The following is a 20,171-nucleotide window of genomic DNA, read 5'->3' on the forward strand; positions in this document are numbered from 1 at the left end:
GCCCCGCGCGGCCCAGGCCCGACGGCGGGGGCGGCCCCGCACGGCCCCGGCCCGACCGCGGCGGCGGTCCCGCGCAGCCGCGCGTGGTTCGCCGGCGACACCAAGAACGGCTTCGTCGCCCGCCACCATCTGCGGGCCACCGGGCACGGCTCATGGGCCTTCGACGGCCGCCCGGTCGTGGGCATCTGCCAGACCGCCTCCGATCTGACGCCCTGCAACCGGCATCTGACCGGCCTCGCCGAACAGGTGCGGCGCGGGGTGCTGCGGGCGGGCGGACTGCCACTGGAGTTCCCGGTGTTCTCGCCCGGCGAGCCCTTCCTGCGCCCGTCCTCGATGATGTACCGCAATCTGATGGCGATCGACGTCGAGGAGTCCCTGCGGGCCAATCCGCTCGACGCCGTCGTCCTGATGACCGGCTGCGACAAGACGACACCGGCCGCCCTGATGGGCGCCGCCAGCGCCGATCTGCCCGCGGTCGTACTCACCGGGGGCCCGATGCTCAACGGCCGCTTCCGCGGCCGGGCGGTCGGCTCGGGCACGGATGTGTGGCGGATGACCGAGGAGTTGCGGGCCGGGCGGATCGGTCCGGAGGCGTTCGCCGAGTTCGAGTCCTGCCTGAACCGGTCGGCCGGCCACTGCATGACGATGGGTACGGCCTCCACCATGGCCTGTGTGGCGGAGGCACTGGGCATGGCCCTCCCCGGAACGGGCGCGCTCCCGGCGGCCGACTCCCGGCGCGCCGTGCTGGCGGAGGAGACGGGGGCGCTGGCGGTGGAGCTGGCCCGGACGGATCTGCGGCCCTCGCGGATCATGACCCGCGAGGCGTTCGAGAACGCGATCACCGTGAGCGCCGCGATCGGCGGCTCCACCAACGCCGTCCTGCATCTGCTGGCCCTCGCCGGGCGGTTGGGCGTACCGCTGGAGCTGGACGACTTCGACGCGATCGCCCGCCGTGTGCCCCTGCTGGCCGACGTCATGCCCAGCGGCCGGCTGCTGATGGAGGAGTTCGCCTACGCCGGCGGCGTCCCGGCGCTGGTGACGCGCCTGCGCGGACTGCTGCACGACGGTCCGGTCACGGTGACCGGGCGTTCGCTGACGGCCTCGGAGGCGGAGGTGTACGACGACTCCGTCATCCGCCCGCTCACCGACCCCGTGCAGCCGCCCGGTGCCGGGCTCGCGGTGCTGCGGGGCAGCCTCGCGCCCGGCGGGGCGGTCGTGAAACCGTCGGCGGCCAATCCGGCGCTGCTCGTCCACGAAGGCCCGGCGCTGGTGTTCGACTCGCTGGAGGAGTACGCCGCGGCGGCCGACGATCCGGCCCTCGACGTCAGCGCCGACACCGTGCTGGTGGTCCGCGGGATGGGGCCGCGCGGCTATCCGGGGATGCCGGAGGCCGGCAACCTGCCGCTGCCGCGCAAGCTGCTCGACGCGGGCGTCACCGACCTGGTGCGGATCTCCGACGCCCGGATGAGCGGTACGGCGTACGGCACCTGCGTGCTGCACGTGGCGCCCGAGTCGGCCGTCGGCGGGCCGCTGGCCCTGGTGCGGACCGGCGACCGCATACGGCTGGACGTCCCGGGACGGCGGCTCGATCTGCTGGTGGGTCAGGAGGAGTTGGCCGAGCGGCGGGCGGCGTGGACCCCGCCTCCGCCACTGGCGGGCGCCGAGCGGGGGTGGACGCGGCTGCACGTCGAGCACGTCCTCCAGGCGGACCGCGGCTGCGATCTGGACTTCCTCACCGGGTCCAGCGGGCACGCGGTGCCTCGCAGGGCGTTCTGATGGGGCTGCCGACAGCCGTCCGTTCCGTAACCCGAAAGGTCTGTCGCCGATGACGATCCGCGCGGTCTGCCCCGTCCTCGAGGTCCCGTTCCACGCCGACGGGTCGCTCGACCCGGGCGGATTCGACCGCGTGCTGGACGCGGTGCTCTCCACCGGCGTCACGTCGGTGATGTTCCCGGGCTACGCCTCGGAGTTCCACAAGTTGACGGCGGCCGAGCGGGAGCTGCTGACCCGGCGGCTGCTGACCGTCACCCGGGGGATCGAGGGCTTCACCGCCGTCGTGTCCGTCGCCGACCACGCGACGGTCGTCGCGGTCGACTCCGCCCGCCGGGCCGCGGACCTGGGCGCGGGCGCCCTCAACCTGCTCCCGCCCCACCTGCTCTCCCCCTCGGCCGACGCGGTGCGCGACCATCTGGCCACCGTGCTCGCCGCGGTGGACCCGCTGCCCGTGGTGCTGCAGTACGCGCCCGCCCAGACGGGCACCGCGCTCGACGCGGCGGCGATCGACGCGCTCGCGGCGGAGCACGCCAACCTCCGCTATGTGAAGGTGGAGTCCGCGCCCCCCGGCCGGCTGATCGAGGCGCTCCGGCTGCCCGCGCTGGTCGGCTACGCGGGGCTGCAGCTGCCGGACGCCCTGCGCCGCGGGGCGGTGGGGGTGCAGCCCGGGTGCTCCTTCACCGAGCTGTACGTCCGGATCTGGGAGCTGTGGCACCGGGGGGACGAGGTGGGCGCGCTCGGCCTGCACACGGCCCTGCTGCCGTACCTCTCGTACTGGATGCAGCACGTGGAGCTGATCGTGGCGGCCGAGAAGGAGATCTCCGTACGCCGTGGCTGGTTCGGCTCCGCGCACTGCCGGGCGCCGGGCTGGCGGCTCGACCGCCGCGAACTCGGGATGGTCGACCGCTTCATGGCCGAGTTCGGCGGCCTGCTCGGCCGTTGAGTGGCGCGATCCGCGGGCTGCGGGCCGCGCTCACCGCTCCTCCGCCGGCTGCGGGCCGCCCTCACCACTCCCCCGCCGTCCGCAGCCGGACCGTCGAGCCCGACCGGGACTTGCGGACCTCCAGCTGGGCGGGGATACGGCGGCGGAGGTCGGGGACGTGGCTGACGATGCCCACCGTGCGGTCGCGTTCGCGGAGGGAGTCCAGGACGTCGAGGACCTCGTCCAGCGTCTGCTCGTCCAGGCTGCCGAAGCCCTCGTCGATGAAGAGGGTGTCGAGCCGGACGCCGCCCGCCTCCTCGGTGACCACGTCCGCCAGGCCCAGGGCCAGGGCGAGGGAGGCGAAGAAGCTTTCGCCGCCGGAAAGGGTGGACGCCTCGCGTTCGCTGCCCGTCCAGGCGTCGATGACGTGCAGGCCGAGTCCCGAGCGGCCCCGGCCGCCGCGGCCGTCGGAGTGGACCAGGGTGAAGCGACCCGCCGACATCCGGCGCAGTCGGACGGAGGCGGTGGCCGCGACCTGTTCGAGGCGGGCGGCGAGGACGTAGGACTCCAGCCGCATCTTGCGCTCGTTCTCGGCGGAGGTGCCGGCCGCGAGTCCGGCGAGGCGGGCCACGCGGTCGTACTCGGCGCGCAGCGGCGCCACCCGGCGGATCTCGGAGGTCGCCTCGGCGGACAGCCGGTCGAGTTCCGCGCAGCGGCGGGTGGCCGCGGCGTCGTCCGCGGCACCGGCGCGCATCCGGTGGGCGGCCCGCTCCACGGTCTGCTCGGCGGCGGCGATGTCGGCGGGCGCCCGGGACGCGGCCTCCCGGTGACGCGCGTCGGCCAGGATCCTCGCGTCCGCGGCCTCCTCGCGCTGCCAGGCGTCGAGCCGGTCCTGCAGCTCGCGCTGGGCGTGGCGGTCGAGCACGGCGTCCGCGGCGGCCGTCGGCGTGTCGAACCCGGCCCGGAACGCCGCGTCGGCGAGTCGCGCGTCGGCCTCCTTCAGCTTCAGGGCGCTCACCTCGGCCTCCCGGGCGGCGGTGGCTGCCTCTTCGAGGACCTCCGCCTGGTACGTGAGGCGGGCGGCACGCTCCGCGACCGAGGGCGCGTCACCGCGCGCGGCGGTCAGCTGCTCCTCCAGCGCGGTCCGTTCCGCGAGGAGGGTCTCGCGCCGCGAGGTGCGGGCGGCGGCGCGGCGCTCGGCCTCCTGATGCTGGTCGAGGCGGCGCTCGTGCTCCAGCTCGGCCTGGTCCAGGGCTTCGCGGGCGGCCAGCGCGCCGGCCGCCTCGGCGCGGGCGGCCGCCGCCTGCGTCTGCAACCCGGCGACCTCCTCCGTCAGCGCGCGGACCTCGGCCCCCTCCGCCACCTCGGCGGCCGCCTGGTGGGCCTCGCGCAGCGAGCGCACGCGCTGCTCGGCCGTCTCGCGGGCGGACTCGGCGCTCTGGTAGCCGGCGAGGGCGCGGTCCTCGGCGTCCTTGTCGACGTGGCCGGCGTCGGCCCGCGCGGGGGCGGGGTGTTCACGCGACCCGCACACCGGACAGTCCGTACCGGGGCGCAGACCGGCGGCCAGTTCGGCGGCGATGCCCTGCAGCCGGCGCTCCTTGAGGTCGAGCCAGCGCTGCCGCTCGGCCGCCGCCCGCTCGCGGGCGCCGAGCAGCGCCGCGTCGGCGTCGGCCTGCTCGCCGGCGAGCGCGTCGCGGCGGCGGGCCGCCTGCAGGGTGCGTGTGGCGCCCTCCAGGCGCGCGGCGAGCTGCTCGGCGCGCATGGCCGCGCCCTGAGCGGCGTCGATGCGCTGCAGCAGCGCCCCTCGCTCGGTCTCCCAGGTGTCGAGCCACTCCGCGGCGTCGGCGAGCAGGGTGTCGTCGGCGGACGACTCGCGGTCCAGTACGGCGAGTTCCCCGCCCAGCTCGCGGGCGCGGGCCTCCGCCGTACGGGCCGCGGAGAGCGAGCCGAGCTCCTCGCGCACCTGGCGCTCGCGGGCCGTCAGCCGCTCCGCGCTCTCCTCGCCGATGCCCTGCGGCAGCCGCGCGCGGGCCTGTCCCTCGGCGTGGGCGGCGGACCGGTGCACGGACTCGGTCTCGTCGCGCAGCTGGAGCGCGGGCACGACCCGGTCGGCCGCACGGGCGGAGTCCAGCCTGCGGCCGGTGCGCTCCCGCTCGGGCCGGCGCTCCCGCGCCTCGTCGGTACGCCGGCGGGCGTCGGCGTACGCCTGCTGCAGCCCCGCCAGCTCGCGCGCCTCGGTGAGCCGGCGAACGGCGCCCCGGTGGCCCTCGTCCGCCGTCAGCGCCGCCTGCGCGGCGGCGGCGGCCAGTTCGCGTGCGGTGGAGCGGGCGACGGCCGCGTATCCGAGCACCGCGGAGCCGAGCCCCGGGGCCCCGGCGGTGAGTTCGGGGAAGGGGACGTCGGGCAGCCGGTCGGCGGCCTGGGCCATCCGGTGGGCGAGCGAGACGAGCCGCTCGTCGCCCGCGCCGACGGCTTCCGCCGCGTCGCGGCGGAACCGGGCGAGGCGCTCCTCCACCTCCGCGAAGCGGCGGGTGTCGAAGAGCCGGCCGAGGACCTTGGCGCGGGCCTCGGCGTCGGCGCGCAGGAAGCGGGCGAAGTCGCCCTGCGGGAGCAGCACGACCTGGCAGAACTGGTCGCGGGTCATGCCGAGCAGCTGACCGATCTCCTCGCCGATCTCCTGGTGCGAGCGGCTGAGGGCCTTCAGCCCGCCGTCCGGGGTGTGCTCGGCCAGCAGGGAGACCGCCTTCTCCTCCGTCAGACCCGTGCCCTTCTTCTTGGGCCGGGGCTGCGCGGGGCGGCGCGTGACCCGCAGGCGCCGGCCGGCGACGGTGAAGTCCAGCTCCACCTCGGTGGGCGTCGTCTGTTCGGCGTGGTCGCTGCGCAGCACGCCGCCCTGCCGGGAGCCGGGGACGCCGCCGTACAGGGCGTAGCAGACGGCGTCCAGCACGGACGTCTTGCCGGCGCCGGTGGGGCCGTGCAGCAGGAAGATGCCGGCGCCGGAGAGGGCGTCGAAGTCGATCTCCTCGGCGTCGGCGAACGGGCCGAAGGCGGACACGGTCAGGCGGTGCAGTCTCAACGGCCGGCCTCCTGGGCGGCGAGGTCGGCGCGCACGTCGTCGAAGGCGCGGCCGAGCAGGGCGCGTTCGGCGCCGGTCGCGGTGGTGCCGGGGCGGACATGGCCCACGAAGTCCTCGGCGATCTGCTGGTCGGTGCGGCCCCTGAGCCGCTCGGCGTAGGAGACGAGGGGGTCGTCCGGGGCGCGGTCGGGCTCGAAGACGAGGCTGACCAGGTGGGGGAAGCGGGCGGAGAGCCGGGCCATCGGCTCGTACGGGCGGGCGGGGTCGGTCAGCACGGCCTCCACCCAGGCCTCCCGGTGCCCCTCGTGCACCGGGTCGTCGAGCAGGTCGTCGAGGCGGCCGCGCAGCCGGGCCAGCGGACGCGGGACGGGGCAGTCGAGGCGCTCGGCGGTGACCGCTCCGGCGGCGTCGAGGTCGACGAGCCACATCGACTTGCGGTGGGCCGCCTCGGAGAAGGAGTACGCGAGCGGGGAGCCGGAGTAGCGCACGCGCTCGGAGATGCGCTGGCTGCCGTGCAGATGGCCGAGGGCGGCGTAGTGCACACCGTCGAAGACGGAGGCGGGGACGGAGGCCACACCGCCGACGGTGATGTCCCGCTCGCTGTCGGACGCCTCGCCGCCGGTGACGAAGGCGTGCGCGAGCACCACGGCGCGGGTGCCGACGGGGCGCGCCGCCAGGTCCGCGCGCACCCGGTCCATGGCGGCGGCGAGCACCTCGGCGTGCCCGGCCCGCTCGACGCCGAACTCGCCGCGTACCAGGGCCGGTTCGAGATAGGGCAGCCCGTAGCAGGCGACGTCGCCGTGCGCGTCGCGCAGCAGCACCGGGGTGGCGCAGCCCGCGGGGTCGGTCCGCAGATGGATCCCGGCCCGCTCCATCAGCCCCGCCCCGACGCCGAGCCGGCGGGCGGAGTCGTGGTTGCCGGAGATCATCACCGTGGGGACGCCCAGCTCGGCCAGCCGGTGCAGCGTCTCGTCGTACAGCTCGACGGCGGGCAGCGACGGCACGGCCCGGTCGAAGACGTCCCCCGCCACCAGCACGGCGTCCACGTCGTGCTCACGCACGGAACGCACCAGGTACCCGAGGAAGTCCCGCTGGGCGCCCAGCAGGCCCACCCGGTGGAACGACCGCCCCAGGTGCCAGTCCGATGTGTGCAGGAATCGCATGACCCAGGACCCTATCGGCGGGCACTGACATCACGGGCGGGAACCCCCGGCTCAGACCGTCCCGTAGGTCTCGCCGCCGAGGTCCAGTTCGGCGCTGCCGGCGGTCGCGTCCGCCAGCCAGGCGCGGAACCCGGCCAGTTCCCCCTCGGGGAGGGCCACCTCGATGACCACCCGCGCCCCGTACGCCACGTCCCGGACGTCGCGGCCCGTCGCCCGCAGGTCGTTCTCCACCTTGCCGGCCCGCTGGTGGTCCACCGTGACCGTGGCCAGCCGGAACCGCTGACGCGTCACCGTGCCGAGGGTGTCCAGCGCGGCGCCGACCGCGCCGCCGTAGGCGCGGATGAGGCCGCCCGCGCCCAGTTTGGTGCCGCCGAAGTAGCGGGTGACGACGGCGACGACGTAGCGCAGGTCGCGGCGCAGCAGCATCTGGAGCATCGGCAGACCGGCCGTCCCGCCCGGCTCGCCGTCGTCTCCGGCCTTCTGGACCTCGGCGCCGGCGCCGATCACGTAGGCGAAGCAGTGGTGCGAGGCGGTCGGGTGCTCCTTGCGGATCCGGGCGAGGAAGTCCTGCGCCTCCGACTCGGTGGCGGCGGGCGCCAGCGCGCAGATGAAGCGCGAACGGTTCACCTCGGTCTCGTGGACGCCCTCGCCGGCGACCGTCTGGTACTGCTCCTGCATCCCCTCACCCTACGCCGCGGCCCGGCCCCACCGATCATGAGTGACCCTGTCCAGGATCTTGACCGTGTCCGATCACGACCAGTAGGACATACACGCTGCACACGGGATGGGGGGGTGGGGATACGTGACCGATGTCATCGTCGTCGGGGCCGGGTTCGCCGGTCTCGCCGCCGCACGCCGGCTGGCGGCCGCCGGGCGGGACGTGCTCGTGCTGGAAGCCCGCGAACGGGTGGGCGGCCGGGTGCTCAGCGTCCCCGTGGGCGAGTCCTACGTCGAGTCCGGCGGCCAGTGGGTCGGGCCGGGCCAGGACCGGATGCTCGCGCTGCTGGCGGAGCTCGGCCGCGGCACCTTCCCGACGTACGACGAGGGCGCGAAGCTCGCCGAGCTCGGCGGGCGGCGGCTGCGCTACAGCGGCCGCGTACCCCGGCTGAACCCCCTCGTGCTGGCCGACATCGGGCAGGCGCAGCTGCGCCTGGACCGGGCGGCGCGGCGGGTGCCGCTCGACGCCCCGTGGGAGGCGGCCCGGGCGGCCGCCCTGGACGGCCAGACGTTCGGCAGCTGGCTGCGGGAGCGCGTGCGCACGCCGACGGGCCGCGCCTTCTTCCGGCTGATCACGGAGGCGGTGTGGTGCGCCGGACCGGAGGAGATGTCCGCCCTGTGGGCCCAGTTCTACGTCCACGCGGGCGGCGGCGTCGACTCACTCATCAACACGACCGGCGGAGCCCAGCAGGACCGCGTCTCCGGCGGCACCCAGGCGGTGGCGGAACACCTCGCCGCCGGGCTCGGCGAGCGGGTGGTGCTCGGTGCCGCGGTGACGGACGTCGATTGGGACCGGTCAGTCGTACGCGTACGGGCCGGCGGCCGGGAGTACCGGGCCGCGCACGCCGTCGTCGCGCTGCCGCCGCCCGCCGCCACGCGGATCCGCTACTCCCCCGGGCTTCCGGCGGAGCGCGACCAGCTGCTGCAGCGGATGCCGATGGGCTGGACCATCAAGGTCAACGTCGTCTACGACGAGCCGTTCTGGCGCGCGGACGGGCTCGCCGGCCAGGCGAACAGCGACGTACGGGCAGTGGGCACGGTCTTCGACGGGAGCCACGCGGACGGCACGCCCGCCGTGCTCACCGGTTTCCTGGAGGCCCGGCACGCCCAGGCCGCCGCACGGCTCGGGCCGAAGGAGCGCCGCGAGCTGGTGCTGGACGACCTCGCCGCGTACTTCGGCCCGCGGGCGCGCCAGGCGCAGGGGTACGTCGAACAGGACTGGGCGGCCGAGGAGTTCACCCGCGGCTGCTACGGCGCCTTCGCCACCCCGCACGCCCTCACCCGTTTCGGCCCCGCGCTACGCCGGCCGGTGGGCCCGCTGCACTGGGCCGGCACGGAGACAGCGACGCGCTGGGCGGGCTACATGGACGGCGCGCTGGAATCGGGCGAGCGGGCGGCGGAGGAGATCCTCGGTGACGAGTGACACGGCCGCGGGCGGGGGCGCGGTTCAGTCGGCGGGCGGTACCGACGCACCACTCGCCGAGGGAGGCGCGCTTCCGCCGCCGGGCGGGCCCGACGCACCCCCCACCGGCGGGGACGCGCCTCCGCCGGCGTCCCTCCGCCGCCGGTTCGCCGCCTTCCTGCTGGAGTGCGCGCTGTTCGCCGGCACGCTCGGCGTCGGCTGGCTGGCGTGGTCGGTCGCCGAGTGGCGGTCCGGGCGTACGCCGGCCAAGCGGCTCACCGGTCTGCGCGTCGTGGACGCGCGTACGGGCGAGGCGGCGGGCCTGCGGCGGATGGCGCTGCGCCAGCTGGTGTACGGCGCGGGCGTGTTCGGGCTCTTCGGCGCCGTGACGCTGGGACTCGGATGGCTTGCCGGGGCGGCGCTGGTGCTGGCGCCCGGCCGGGCATCGGGATGGGACCGGCTGGCGCTCACCACCGTCGTCCACCCCGCGGGGCCGCCCGCCGCACCGCCCGGACGCGGCGCACGCGTCGTACGGGCGGCGGCGCTCGCCGTGCTGGTGCCATGGACCCTCGCCGCCCTGCTCGGCCCGGGCGCGGCACCCGTGCACATGGCGGCGGCCGTCGTCACGGGGCAGCAGGCGGACGCGGTGCGGGACGACCCGGTGCGGTGCGCCCGGGGACCGGCGGCGGTGTCGGGCAGCACGGACCCGAAGGGTGCCCTGCGCGTCTTCGCGCTCGGTTACCGGCTGCGGATCGGCGACGGCGCCTCGTACGCCGCGTACCGGAGCGCGATGCGGTGCCTCGTCGAGCGCTACGTCGAGCCGTACCGCGTGCCGGGCCGACCCACGCTGGTCGTCTTCCCGGAGGACGTCGGACTGCCGACGCTGGCCGTAGGCCCGCGCGGCGCCGGTGTACGCGCGCAGGCGTCGACCCGCGCGCGTGCCGTCAGCGAGACCGTCCCGCTCGGCATGGGGGCGGCGCTCGCCCAGCTGAACACGGCCTACGCGCCGCAGATCGCCGCGTACCAGGCGAAGTTCGGCCCGCTCGACCCGCGCAAGGCGCTGCTGCTCGCCGAGACGGACACCTTCGCCCGGGCGTTCAGCAGGACGTTCTCCGACATCGCGCGCGACTACGGCGTGTACGTGGTCGCCGGCAACAACCAGGCCCGCTACCGCGAGACCCGCAACCCGCTCGAGGTGGCGCTGTTCGCGGACCCGCAGACGGTGCGCTCCGGGCGGGCGTACGTGGCGACGGACGCGCACGTCGCCAACACGACGTTCCTGTGGGGGCCGCGCGACGTCCGCGCGAACGCCCCGGACGGCGAACGCAACCTCCTCTTCCGCAACGAGAAGGTCCCCCTCACACCGCTGGAGACGGATGTCCTCGGTCTCGACGAGGGCCCGCGCCGCGGCCCCGCGGCGGTGGCCAACGCGGCGGGTGTCACGGTGGAGGGCTTCCGGCTCGGCTTCGCCACCTCGCTCCCGGCCTTCACCTACGGCTATGCGTTCGGCGAACGCCCGCCCGGCTTCGAGCCCTGCGCGGACCTGCGCGTGAGCTACGCCGCGTGTATGGACGAGCAAGGGGTGGACGTGATGATCCAGGCCGACGCGAACCCCGGCCGCTGGGCCGCGGACAGCGGCTCGTGGCAGCCGCTGGAGTGGATGGGCTCCACCTGGCGGGCGGTCGCCGACCCGACCCTGCACTTCCGCTACAACATCACGCCCATGATGACCGGCAACCTCTTCGACCTGGTCTTCGACGGCCAGAGCGCGATCACGGCCCGCGACGCCCAGGCGCCCCCGCGCCGCTACGTCGGCAACGCCTCCTTCGGCCCCGACGACCTCCCCGAGGACCACCGCTACGCGGGCGACAAGCGCGAGTTCCTCGCCCTCTCCCCCTGGTCCGCCCCCGACGGCCCCCGCCCGGACCTCATGCGCGCGGCGTCCCGCCTCGCCCCCGGCTCGGGCGACGCCCGCGAGAACGCGTACGTGGAGTCGGCGGTGTACGCGGACCTGGTGCGCTGAGGGCTCCGGAGCGGCATACGCGGCGGTAGGGCTCCGGAGCGGCACCGCCGCGCCCCCCGGCCTGCGGAATCCACAGGGTGTCGCGACGGTTGACCCTGGCGGATAACGTACGCGGTCCGGGCGGTGGTGCCCGGGGTGACAGGAGGCAGCATGTCCGGGGAGCAGGACCTGATCCGCAAGATCCTCACGGAGTCCGGAGACACCTGGGCGGTCGTGGGTCTGTCGACGAACCGGCGACGCGCCGCGTACGGCGTGGCCGAGGTGCTCCAGCGCTACGGCAAGCGCGTCGTGCCGGTCCACCCGAAGGCGGAGACCGTCCACGGCGAGCAGGGCTACGCCACGCTGTCCGACATCCCCTTCCCGGTCGACGTGGTGGACGTGTTCGTCAACAGCGATCTGGCCGGCCAGGTCGCCGACGAGGCGGTCGCGATCGGTGCGAAGGCGGTCTGGTTCCAGCTCGGCGTGATCGATCACGAGGCGCACGCCCGTACCCGGGAGGCGGGCGTGGACATGGTCATGGACCGCTGCCCGGCGATCGAGATACCCCGCCTCGGGTAGCCGTGCGGGGCCGGCGCGAGGGTGTCCGGCCAGGTCGGGGCTCCGGTCGCCGTCCGGGAGTGCGGCGCTTAGCGTGGGAGAGGTCGAATGATCTCGGGGCGCACCGTCCGGCTGGAGGCCACGATGGAGCACACGCCCGCATCCGCCGAGTCCACCGGCTCCGGGCCACGCAGCGCTCCGCCGACGGGCGCCGCGCACGCCGGCGGACGGCACGAGCACCGCTGGCTGATCCTCGCCGTCATCGGTATCGCGCAGCTGATGGTGGTGCTCGACGCGACGATCGTGAACATCGCGCTGCCGTCCGCGCAGGCGGATCTCGGCTTCAGCGACGGCAACCGGCAGTGGATCGTCACCGCGTACGCCCTGGCCTTCGGCAGCCTGCTGCTCCTCGGCGGCCGGATCGCCGACCTGGTGGGGCGCAAGGCGGTCTTCCTCGTGGGTCTGGCGGGCTTCGCGGCGGCCTCGGCGCTGGGTGGTGCGGCGACCAGCTTCGGCATGCTGGTCGTGGCGCGTGCCCTGCAGGGTGCCTTCGGCGCGCTGCTCGCCCCGGCCGCGCTGTCGTTGCTGACGACGACGTTCACCGACCCCAAGGAGCGGGCCAAGGCGTTCGGCATCTACGGCGCCATCGCGGGCGTCGGCGGCGCGGTCGGCCTGCTGCTCGGCGGTGTGCTCACCGAGTACCTGGACTGGCGCTGGTGCCTCTATGTGAACCTGATCTTCGCCGTGGTCGCGATGATCGGCGGCGCGCGGCTGCTGCACGGCGGCCGGCCCGCGGACCGGCCGCGGCTGGACGTGCCCGGCACGGTCCTGGTGACCGTGGGCCTGTTCTGCATCGTCTACGGCTTCTCGAACGCCGAGACGCACGCCTGGGGCGACGTGCTGACCTGGGGCTTCCTCCTGGCGGGCGGCGCGCTGCTGATCGTCTTCGCCTGGTGGCAGACGCGGGCCCCGCATCCGCTGCTGCCGCTGCGCGTGGTGCTGGACCGGGACCGCGGGGCGTCGTATCTGGCGATGTTCATCGCCGGTGCGGGCATGTTCGGCGTGTTCCTGTTCCTGACGTACTACCTGCAGCAGGTCCTCCGCTACTCCCCCGTGTCCACGGGTGTCGCGTTCCTGCCGCTGGTGGCCTGCATGATCGCCTCGTCGATCTTCACCACCAACGTGCTGGTGCCCCGGTACGGCGCCAAGCCCATCGTCCCCCTCGGCATGATCCTGGCCGCGGCGGCGATGGTGTGGCTGACCGCTCTCGACGCCGAGAGCACCTATGCGGCGCACGTCATGCCGCCGACGCTCGTCCAGGGCATCGGCATGGGTCTGATCTTCGCGACCGCGATGAACCTGGCCACCTCCGGCATCGCCGCCCACGACGCGGGCGTGGCCTCCGCGATGGTCAACACCAGCCAGCAGGTGGGCGGTTCGATCGGCACGGCGCTGCTCAACACGCTCGCGACGACGGCCGCGGCGAACTACCTCGTCGGCAAGGAGCCGACCCCGCAGGTGAAGGCGCAGGCCGCGATCGAGAGCTACGCGACGGCGTACTGGTGGTCGGCGGCGTTCTTCGCGATCGGCTTCGTGGTCACGCTGGTGCTGTACCGGCCGGGTCCTCCGCGGCACCTGGCGGTGGTCGGTGAGAGCGCCGTGCACGTGGGGTGACGCGGCCCGCCGCCGGGTGCGACGGTGGAGGGGAGGAGGGATGTGTCATGCCCGAGACCGCACGGCCCGCTCCCGACTTCCGCAGCCGGCGGTGGCGTTGGGGGAACGCCTTCGTCGGCCTGCTCGCCCGCGCCGGGTGGGGGCCGATCCAGCTGCTCACCGTCGCGGGGCGCAGGACCGGACGGCAATACACCGTTCCGGTCGTCCCCGTGGAGGAGTCCGGCAGGCTCTGGCTGGTGGCCCCGTACGGAACCGTGGGTTGGGTGGAGAACGCCCGCGCCGCGGACCGCGTCAGCCTGCGCTACGGACGGACGACCCGGCACTACAAGCTCCGCGAGGCGGGCCCCGAGGAGTCCGGGCCGGTGCTCAAGCGCTATGTCGCCGTGGCGACGAAGACCCGGCCGCACTTCACGGCGACGAAGGACTCGCCCGTGGCCGAGTTCGTCGCCGAGGCCGGCCTGCACCCGGTCTTCGAGCTCACGCCCGCCTGAGGTCCGCGGGCGGCGGCTCGGCTACCGTAAGGCCATGATCGCGATACGCCCCGCCGAGCCGGCCGACGCCGCCGAGCTCGTACGCCTGCGCAGGCTGATGTTCCAGGCCATGAACGGTGCGGACCGGCCCGGTCCGTGGGAGGAAGAGGCGCAGCGCCTGCTGGAGCTGCAGCTGGCGGCCCGGCCGCGCACCCTCGGGGCGTTCGTCGTGGACGGGGACGGCCCGTATCTGGCGGCGTGCGCGGTGGGCACCGTGGAGCAGCGGCTGCCCGCGCCGGGGCATCCGACGGGCCGCTTCGGCTTCGTCTTCAATGTCTGCACCGACCTGCGCCACCGCGGGCAGGGTTACGCCCGGCAGACGACGGCCGCCCTGCTCGACTGGTTCGCCGGGCAGGGCGTCACGCGCGTCGATCTGCACGCCACGGACGAGGCCGAGCGCCTCTACCGGTCCATGGGCTTCGCCGAGCACTCGCTCGCGCTGTCGCGGGACCTCTCCAAGCCGCTCGGCTGATCAGACCCGTACGCCGAGCCCCTCCAGCACCACCGCGCCCGGCAGGGCGGCGAGCGCCTTGCCCGGCACCAGCAGCTTTCCGCGCCGCCGGCCGCTGCCGATGACGAGGTACGGGGCGTCGGCGACGGCCGCGTCGACGAGGATCGGCCAGCCCTCGGGCAGGCCGATGGGCGTGATGCCGCCGTACTCCATGCCGGTCTCGCCGACCGCCGCGTCCATCGGGGCGAACGACGCCTTGCGGGCGGCCAGATGACGCCGGACGGCGCCGTTGACGTCGACCCGGGTGGTGGACAGGGCGAGGCAGGCGGCGTACGTCGTCTCCCCCGCCCGCTTGCCGACCGCGATCACGCAGTTCGCGGACCTCTCCAGCAGGTCCTGCCCGTACGCCTCGCAGAAGGCGGCGGTGTCGGCGATCTCCGGATCGCTGTCGACGTAGAGGATCTCCCCGGCCGGTACGGGGCCGCGCCAGGCGCGCAGGGCCGCCGCCACCGGTTCGGTGAGCAGGTCGAGGCAGTCGGGGGCGGGGGTGACGTCGTCGAAGTCTCCGATGGGCGATCGCATGGGCCCCAGCCTACGGACGGCCGCGTCCGCGGTGGACGGCCCCCTCAGCGGACCGGCGGCACGGAGACCGCCATCGTCATGTCCACCGGTACCGGGCCGTCGTTGCGGTAGGTGTGCGGGACGCTGCCCTCGAACGTGGCCGACGCGCCCGCCGGCACGCGGTGCGGCGTGCCGTCCACGATCAGCGTGAGCTCGCCGCCGGTGACATGGAGCAGTTCGTACGTGCCCGGCGGGTGCGGGTCCGAGGCGCTCTCGTCGCCGGGCTCCAGATGCCACTGCCACATCTCCACCGGTCCGGGCGCCTGCGTACCCACCAGCAGCGAGGTCCAGCTGCCCGCGTCCGTGGACCACATCCGGACCTGCTGCTCCGACTGGACGAGCTGCACCTGCGGGCCGCTCTCGTAGTCGAGCAGCGCCGTGATGCTGACCCCGAGCGCGTCCGCCAGCTTCACCGTGGTGCCGATACTGGGGTTGGTCCGCGCCTGCTCGATCTGGATGATCATGCCGCGGCTGACCCCGGCCCGGGCGGCGAGCGCCTCCAGGGTGAATCCGCGCTCCTGGCGCCAGCGCTTGAGGTTGCGGGCCAGGGACTGGGTGAGGGCGTCGAGGTCGGTCACAGGGCGGGCCGTCCAATATTATGGATGACAGAGTCCATCGCGATGAACTACCGTCTGGTGCACTACAGGGTCCATCACACAGTACTGCGAGGAGCACCACTCATGACCGCTGCCCTGGCTCTTTCCGCCAGCCTGCTCTGGGGGCTCGCCGACTTCGGCGGCGGGGTGCTCACCCAGCGCATGCGCGCGCTGACCGTGGTCGTGGTGTCGCAGCTCCTCGCCGCGGTCACGCTCGGGGTCGTCGTCGTCGCGACGGGCGCCTGGTCGCAGGCCGGGCCGCTGCTCTGGTACGCCGTGGCCGCCGGGGTCGTGGGGCCGGTGGCGATGCTCGCCTTCTACCGGGCGCTGGCCGCCGGGCCGATGGGCATCGTCTCGCCGCTGGCGACGATGGGCGTGGTGGTCCCCTTCGGCGTCGGCCTGATCGCTTACGGGGAGCGGCCGCAGGTGTGGCAGTACGCCGGCATCGCCGTCGCGGTGGCGGGCATCGCCCTGGCCGGCGGACCGCAGCGCCGCGGCGGGCGGATCGCGCGGGAGACGCTGGTGCTGACGCTGGTCGCCGCGGCGGGGTTCGGTGCGGTGTTCGCGCTGATCGCGGAGGCGTCGACCACGGTCGGGGGGCTGTTCCTGGCGCTGTTCGTGCAGCGGGTGGCGAACCTGGTGGTGGGCGGCGCCGCGCTGTGGGCCCAGGCCCGTCGCACGGCCACGCCCGCGCTGGGCGCGGACGGGGTGCCCGGGCTGGTGCGGGCGCTGCCCGCGCTGGCCTTCGTGGGGCTGGCGGACGTGGCGGCCAACGGCACGTATGCGCTGGCCGCGCAGCGTGGGCCGGTCACGGTGGCGGCGGTGCTGGCGTCGTTGTATCCGGTGGTCACGGCGTTGGCGGCGTTCGGGGTGCTGCGGGAGCGGTTGCGGCCCGTGCAGGCGGCGGGGGCGTCGCTCGCCCTCGCCGGTACGGTTCTGCTCGCTGCGGGGTGAGCCTTTCTCGGTTGCGTCGCGCTGCGGGGGCTTCGCCCCCGGGCCCCCGAATCGGCGCTGCGCGCCTCTGTCCTCAAACGCCGGACGGGCTGGTTTCGGTCCCGTCATCGCCGACGCCGCAGGCTGGACGGCCGGGGGTTGCCCCCCAGCCACGCCGCACCCGCGGCCCGAGGTTTCAGCCCCCATCGCGAGCACGCCCCAACCGTCGCCCGGGGTTCAGCCCCGCCGCAAGCACGCCGCACCCGCGGCCCGGGGTTCAGCCCCCATCGCAAGCACGCTGCGCCCGCGGCCCGGGATCGGGGCCCCCACAGGTGCCCCACTCGCGGCCCGGACTCCAACCCCCACCGCAAGTGCCCCGTCCGCGGCCCAGACTCCAACCCCCACCGCAAGTGCCCCACCCGCGGCCCAGACTCCAACCCCCACCGCAAGTGCCCACCCGCGGCCCAGACTCCAACCCCCACCACAGGTGCCCCGCACCCGCGGCCCGGGGCTGGGTCCTCAGCGGCCGTATCGCGCGCCCGGCGACCCGGGGGGAGCGTCGCTCCGCGTCACCACAGGTAGCGCACCGCGTACAGGAGCATCGCCAGGCCCTGGATCGCCACGGCCACGGCTAGCAGGATGCGCAGGGTGCGGGTACTCACGGGGGCCCTTCGGGGTGGTGGGTCAGGTCGCTGTGTCCAGTGTGCCGGGGTCCTGGTGCGGGTCCCAGTCCGCCAGCGCGCGGAGCTGGTCGGGCGTCATGCCGTCCGGGATCGGCACCGGGGGCGGGGTGCGCAGCGGGGGCTGCCAGCCGGTTTCCGGGTCCCAGCGGCGTACCGGCTTCGCGGGGGCGCCGGCCACCACCGTGTGGTCCGGGACCTCGCCCCGTACGACCGAACCCGCCGCCACCACGACGTTGCGCCCGAGCTTCGCCCCGGGCAGGATCAGCGCGCCCGCGCCCAGCCAGCTGCCGGAGCCGATCTCGACCGGCGCGGTGCGCGGCCATTGCTTGCCGACGGGGGCGTGCGGGTCGTCGTAGGAGTGGTTGGAGCTGGTGATGTAGACGTACGGGCCGCAGTAGACGTCGTCGCCGATGGTCACCGGGACGTCCCCGACGACGTGGCTGCCGCGGCCGAGCACCACCCCGTTGCCGAGGCGCAGCACCGGATCGGGGCCGAGGTCGAGATCCGGCATCATGCCGGCGGTGAGGGTGACGTGCTGGCCGATGATGCAGTGGTCGCCCAGCTCGATCCACGGATCGCCGAAGATCGTGCCGACCGGGAAGGCGATCTTCGTACCCGTGCCGATCCGGCGGAAGCGGTACGGACCCGGCCGCTCGGCGCTCACCGCGCCCGCGCGCTGCACCCAGCGCCAGCCGGCGTGCACGGCGCGCGACAGCGCGCGGGACACCAGGGAGCCCTGCGGGCGGTGCTCGTTCACTGCGCGGTCCTTGGGCACGCCGACACCGTACTCAGGGCCGCCGCGACCTGCCGTACCCGCGACATGTGATCTTCCCCCCACCCGGCGGGCCGCCCGCCGGTCCCGATGCCATACGGTGCACTCGGCGCGACCCGAGAGGACGCGACCCGAGAGGAAGTGAGCGGAGCATGGCACAGCGACCCCTGATCCACGGCGTGGGCGGCAAGGAGCCGAAGGCCGACCCCGAGGCGTTCGTGGCCACGACGGCGGTGGTGCTCGGGGACGTGACGCTGGCCGCCGGCTCCAGCGTCTGGTACCACGCGGTGCTGCGCGCCGACTGCGGCCCGATCGAGCTGGGCGCGGGCAGCAACATCCAGGACAACTGCACCGTCCACGTCGACCCCGGCTTCCCGGTCAGCATCGGCGAGCGGGTCACGGTCGGGCACAACGCGGTGGTGCACGGCTGCGTCATCGAGGACGACGTGCTGATCGGCATGGGCTCGACGGTGCTGAACGGCGCCCGGATCGGGGCGGGTTCGCTGGTCGCCGCGCAGGCGCTGGTGCCGCAGGGCCTGCAGGTGCCGCCCGGCTCGCTGGTCGCGGGCGTGCCGGCGAAGGTCAAGCGGGCGCTGACGGACGAGGAGCGCGAGCACATCAGGATCAACGCCGAGATGTACACGGCCCTCGCCCGGATGCACGCCGAGGACGTGACACCGGACGAGGGCTGAGCCGACCGCTCTCAGCGGTTCGGCCGGAGCGTCCACACCACGCTCATCCGCGAGGTCACGGCGCCGTCCTCGCGGGTGATGTCGATGTCGACCGGGAACTCGGGCCGCTCGCCCTCGTCCAGCTCCGCGACCACCTCGGCCGCCGGACGGCCGAGCGTGGCGGTGGCGGTGACCGGGCCCATCGCGAGCTTCGTGTACACGACCTCCGCGCTCACGAACAGCGGGACGGCGCGCGAGAGCTGGTCCCCGAAGGCCGCCAGCACGATCGCGCCGCTCGCCGACTCGGCGAGGGTGAAGATGGCACCCGCGTGCGGGCCGCCGACGTGGTTGTGGAAGTCGGGCTGGTCGGGCAGGGTGACGACGGCCCGGTCGGGGGCCACCTCGTCGTAGACCAGGTTCAGGGTGCGGGTCATGGGGACGGTGGCCGCCATCAGCTCGCCGATGTTCGTCAAGGTGTCGGACATGCCGACACGTTACCAGTGAGTAGCATTGCGGGGCCATGGTCCGGTCCGTCTATCGTGCTGGCCATGTGGCCAGGACAGCAGGCCGGGGGCGAGCAGCACCCGCAGCAGCAGAATCCGTATCAGCAGCCGGTGCCGCCGGGGCAGCAGCCCGGCCCGTACGCGCAGCCGGGCCCGGCCGGCCCGCAGCCCGGGCCGTACGCACAGCCGGGCCCACCCGGCCCGTACGCCCAGCCCCAGCAGCCCTACCAGAGCGGGCAGTGGGGCCCGCCGGAGCAGCCGGGGCCGAGCGTGCCGCCCGAGCAGCCCGGCCACCTCCCGCCGCCGGGGACCGGCGGCAAGGAGCCGGTGAGCACCCAGGCCGTCGTCGGCATGATCGCCGCCTTCGCCGTGCTGGCCTCGGCCGTGGTCGTCGGTGTCATCGTGTGGCACAACCGCGGGGACGGCGGCGCCACCCCGGCCGCCTCCGGTTCGCCCTCCGCGTCCGCGTCCGCGGGGCCCTCGGCCTCGGCCCCGGGCGGGAACGCGTCGGTGGACCCGGAGAACCCGCGCGGGTCCGCGGTGCAGCCGGTGGTCGAGGGCTGGAAGGCGGTGGCCAACAACAAGCGGCACAACGCCTTCGACGTGCCCGCCGGGTGGGAGGTCAAGTCCGCGGGGCTCACCACCGGCTTCGAGAGCGACGACGGCGAGATCCTGGTGGCGATGACCGGCGTCGCCACCTACAAGGACAACTGGTGCGGCAGCGCGAGCCGCGCCATGGCCGGCACCAAGGGCGCGGTGGGCGCCCGCAACACCAAGGAGGCGGCCGGGGACACCGCCGAGTCGTGGGTGCTCGCCGCCTACGACCAGAAGCAGAAGGGCGCGCTGAAGAAGGCCGCGGTGGAGCCGTTCACCAACGGGCACGGGGTGTCCGGCCACATCGCGCGGGCGAGCGTCACCGGCGTACCGAAGGCGAAGGACGAGGACGGCTGCCTCAACACGGACGGCAAGGCGGTGGCGGTCAGCTTCAAGGACAAGGAGGGCGCGATGGCCTCCTTCGTGCTCATCTCGGACACGGGCGTCCCGGAGGAGATCCCGGACAGCGTGATCAACCAGATCACGGGTTCGCTGCGGCTGCTGTGACGAACGACGCGGCCCGGGGGGCG

The 20,171-nt window shown here is 74.7% G+C and carries 18 protein-coding genes; 11 read left to right on the forward strand and 7 right to left on the reverse strand.

What is annotated here, in order from left to right:
- A partial coding sequence (locus AB0M28_RS11010; RefSeq protein WP_365401239.1) for an IlvD/Edd family dehydratase occupies nt 1-1,776 on the forward strand: 1,776 nt, incomplete at its 5' end.
- A 49-nt stretch (nt 1,777-1,825) separates the two neighbouring features.
- Nucleotides 1,826-2,716 (forward strand): dihydrodipicolinate synthase family protein, encoded by an 891-nt coding sequence (locus AB0M28_RS11015; protein ID WP_365401242.1) that lies wholly within the window; start codon nt 1,826-1,828, stop codon nt 2,714-2,716.
- A gap of 61 nt (nt 2,717-2,777) precedes the next feature.
- Here AB0M28_RS11015 and AB0M28_RS11020 read toward each other — a convergent pair whose 3' ends face one another.
- From AB0M28_RS11020 to AB0M28_RS11030, 3 genes are read right to left on the reverse strand one after another with little or no spacing between them, the layout of a single operon-like run.
- Entirely contained in the window at nt 2,778-5,771 is a 2,994-nt protein-coding gene (locus AB0M28_RS11020) for an SMC family ATPase (RefSeq protein ID WP_365401245.1), read from the reverse strand.
- Complete coding sequence (locus tag AB0M28_RS11025) at nt 5,768-6,934, reverse strand: exonuclease SbcCD subunit D (RefSeq protein ID WP_365401248.1); 1,167 nt, start codon at nt 6,932-6,934, stop codon at nt 5,768-5,770. Before AB0M28_RS11025 ends, AB0M28_RS11020 begins: the two co-directional genes overlap by 4 nt.
- A 51-nt stretch (nt 6,935-6,985) precedes the next feature.
- On the reverse strand, nt 6,986-7,612 hold the full coding sequence (locus tag AB0M28_RS11030; protein ID WP_365401251.1) for a YigZ family protein: 627 nt from the start codon (nt 7,610-7,612) through the stop codon (nt 6,986-6,988).
- Nucleotides 7,613-7,736: 124 nt separating this feature from the next.
- Here AB0M28_RS11030 and AB0M28_RS11035 point away from each other — a divergent pair, with 124 nt between their 5' ends.
- The 6 genes from AB0M28_RS11035 (at nt 7,737) to AB0M28_RS11060 (ending at nt 14,289) form a co-directional block, all read left to right on the forward strand.
- Complete coding sequence (locus AB0M28_RS11035; RefSeq protein WP_365401254.1) at nt 7,737-9,074, forward strand: FAD-dependent oxidoreductase; 1,338 nt, start codon at nt 7,737-7,739, stop codon at nt 9,072-9,074.
- On the forward strand, nt 9,064-11,076 hold the full coding sequence (locus AB0M28_RS11040; RefSeq protein WP_365401257.1) for an RDD family protein: 2,013 nt from the start codon (nt 9,064-9,066) through the stop codon (nt 11,074-11,076). The genes AB0M28_RS11035 and AB0M28_RS11040 overlap by 11 nt, the downstream gene beginning before the upstream one ends.
- Nucleotides 11,077-11,226: 150 nt before the next feature.
- Nucleotides 11,227-11,634 carry a CoA-binding protein gene (locus AB0M28_RS11045; protein WP_365401260.1) on the forward strand — a complete coding sequence of 136 codons (408 nt, stop codon included), beginning with the start codon at nt 11,227-11,229 and terminating at the stop codon, nt 11,632-11,634.
- A 123-nt stretch (nt 11,635-11,757) separates the two neighbouring features.
- Nucleotides 11,758-13,287, forward strand: coding sequence for an MFS transporter (locus AB0M28_RS11050; protein WP_365401455.1), 1,530 nt, complete (start codon nt 11,758-11,760; stop codon nt 13,285-13,287).
- 47 nt (nt 13,288-13,334) lie between these two features.
- Complete coding sequence (locus tag AB0M28_RS11055) at nt 13,335-13,778, forward strand: nitroreductase family deazaflavin-dependent oxidoreductase (protein WP_365401263.1); 444 nt, start codon at nt 13,335-13,337, stop codon at nt 13,776-13,778.
- 34 nt (nt 13,779-13,812) lie between these two features.
- Nucleotides 13,813-14,289 (forward strand): GNAT family N-acetyltransferase, encoded by a 477-nt coding sequence (locus AB0M28_RS11060; RefSeq protein WP_365401266.1) that lies wholly within the window; start codon nt 13,813-13,815, stop codon nt 14,287-14,289.
- On the opposite strand, the gene AB0M28_RS11065 is transcribed toward AB0M28_RS11060, so the two are convergent.
- Together AB0M28_RS11065 and AB0M28_RS11070 are read right to left on the reverse strand one after the other, a co-directional pair.
- Complete coding sequence (locus AB0M28_RS11065) at nt 14,290-14,850, reverse strand: YbaK/EbsC family protein (protein ID WP_365401269.1); 561 nt, start codon at nt 14,848-14,850, stop codon at nt 14,290-14,292.
- 44 nt (nt 14,851-14,894) lie between these two features.
- Entirely contained in the window at nt 14,895-15,467 is a 573-nt protein-coding gene (locus tag AB0M28_RS11070) for an XRE family transcriptional regulator (RefSeq protein ID WP_365401272.1), read from the reverse strand.
- Between the two features lie 102 nt (nt 15,468-15,569).
- Here AB0M28_RS11070 and AB0M28_RS11075 point away from each other — a divergent pair, with 102 nt between their 5' ends.
- The gene (locus AB0M28_RS11075; protein ID WP_365401275.1) at nt 15,570-16,439 is read left to right on the forward strand and encodes an EamA family transporter; all 870 of its coding nucleotides are present in this window, start codon (nt 15,570-15,572) and stop codon (nt 16,437-16,439) included.
- 663 nt (nt 16,440-17,102) lie between these two features.
- On the opposite strand, the gene AB0M28_RS11080 is transcribed toward AB0M28_RS11075, so the two are convergent.
- Nucleotides 17,103-17,858: an acyltransferase gene (locus AB0M28_RS11080; RefSeq protein WP_365401459.1), complete on the reverse strand. Its 756-nt coding sequence runs from the start codon at nt 17,856-17,858 to the stop codon at nt 17,103-17,105.
- A 167-nt stretch (nt 17,859-18,025) separates the two neighbouring features.
- On the opposite strand from AB0M28_RS11080, the gene AB0M28_RS11085 reads away from it, so the two are divergent.
- A complete protein-coding gene (locus AB0M28_RS11085; protein ID WP_365401278.1) occupies nt 18,026-18,565 on the forward strand; it encodes a gamma carbonic anhydrase family protein in 540 nt (179 codons plus the stop codon).
- A gap of 11 nt (nt 18,566-18,576) precedes the next feature.
- Here the strand turns inward: AB0M28_RS11085 and AB0M28_RS11090 are convergent, their stop codons facing one another.
- A complete protein-coding gene (locus AB0M28_RS11090) occupies nt 18,577-19,029 on the reverse strand; it encodes a DUF4442 domain-containing protein (RefSeq protein WP_365401281.1) in 453 nt (150 codons plus the stop codon).
- A 63-nt stretch (nt 19,030-19,092) separates the two neighbouring features.
- On the opposite strand from AB0M28_RS11090, the gene AB0M28_RS11095 reads away from it, so the two are divergent.
- Nucleotides 19,093-20,148 (forward strand): hypothetical protein, encoded by a 1,056-nt coding sequence (locus AB0M28_RS11095; protein WP_365401284.1) that lies wholly within the window; start codon nt 19,093-19,095, stop codon nt 20,146-20,148.
- Nucleotides 20,149-20,171: the final 23 nt, after the last annotated feature.

The organism is Streptomyces sp. NPDC051940 (assembly GCF_040680895.1).
Taxonomy (GTDB): domain Bacteria; phylum Actinomycetota; class Actinomycetes; order Streptomycetales; family Streptomycetaceae; genus Streptomyces.

Excerpts from the sequence above, each read along its gene's own strand:
- AB0M28_RS11085 (WP_365401278.1), top strand. The coding sequence starts at position 18,026 with ATGGCACAGCGACCCCTGATCCACGGCGTGGGCGGCAAGGAGCCGAAG.
- AB0M28_RS11045 (WP_365401260.1), top strand. The coding sequence starts at position 11,227 with ATGTCCGGGGAGCAGGACCTGATCCGCAAGATCCTCACGGAGTCCGGA.
- AB0M28_RS11065 (WP_365401269.1), bottom strand. The coding sequence starts at position 14,850 with ATGCGATCGCCCATCGGAGACTTCGACGACGTCACCCCCGCCCCCGAC.
- AB0M28_RS11075 (WP_365401275.1), top strand. The coding sequence starts at position 15,570 with ATGACCGCTGCCCTGGCTCTTTCCGCCAGCCTGCTCTGGGGGCTCGCC.
- AB0M28_RS11025 (WP_365401248.1), bottom strand. The coding sequence starts at position 6,934 with ATGCGATTCCTGCACACATCGGACTGGCACCTGGGGCGGTCGTTCCAC.
- AB0M28_RS11090 (WP_365401281.1), bottom strand. The coding sequence starts at position 19,029 with ATGTCCGACACCTTGACGAACATCGGCGAGCTGATGGCGGCCACCGTC.
- AB0M28_RS11030 (WP_365401251.1), bottom strand. The coding sequence starts at position 7,612 with ATGCAGGAGCAGTACCAGACGGTCGCCGGCGAGGGCGTCCACGAGACC.
- AB0M28_RS11055 (WP_365401263.1), top strand. The coding sequence starts at position 13,335 with ATGCCCGAGACCGCACGGCCCGCTCCCGACTTCCGCAGCCGGCGGTGG.
- AB0M28_RS11095 (WP_365401284.1), top strand. The coding sequence starts at position 19,093 with ATGTGGCCAGGACAGCAGGCCGGGGGCGAGCAGCACCCGCAGCAGCAG.
- AB0M28_RS11015 (WP_365401242.1), top strand. The coding sequence starts at position 1,826 with ATGACGATCCGCGCGGTCTGCCCCGTCCTCGAGGTCCCGTTCCACGCC.
- AB0M28_RS11050 (WP_365401455.1), top strand. The coding sequence starts at position 11,758 with ATGGAGCACACGCCCGCATCCGCCGAGTCCACCGGCTCCGGGCCACGC.
- AB0M28_RS11060 (WP_365401266.1), top strand. The coding sequence starts at position 13,813 with ATGATCGCGATACGCCCCGCCGAGCCGGCCGACGCCGCCGAGCTCGTA.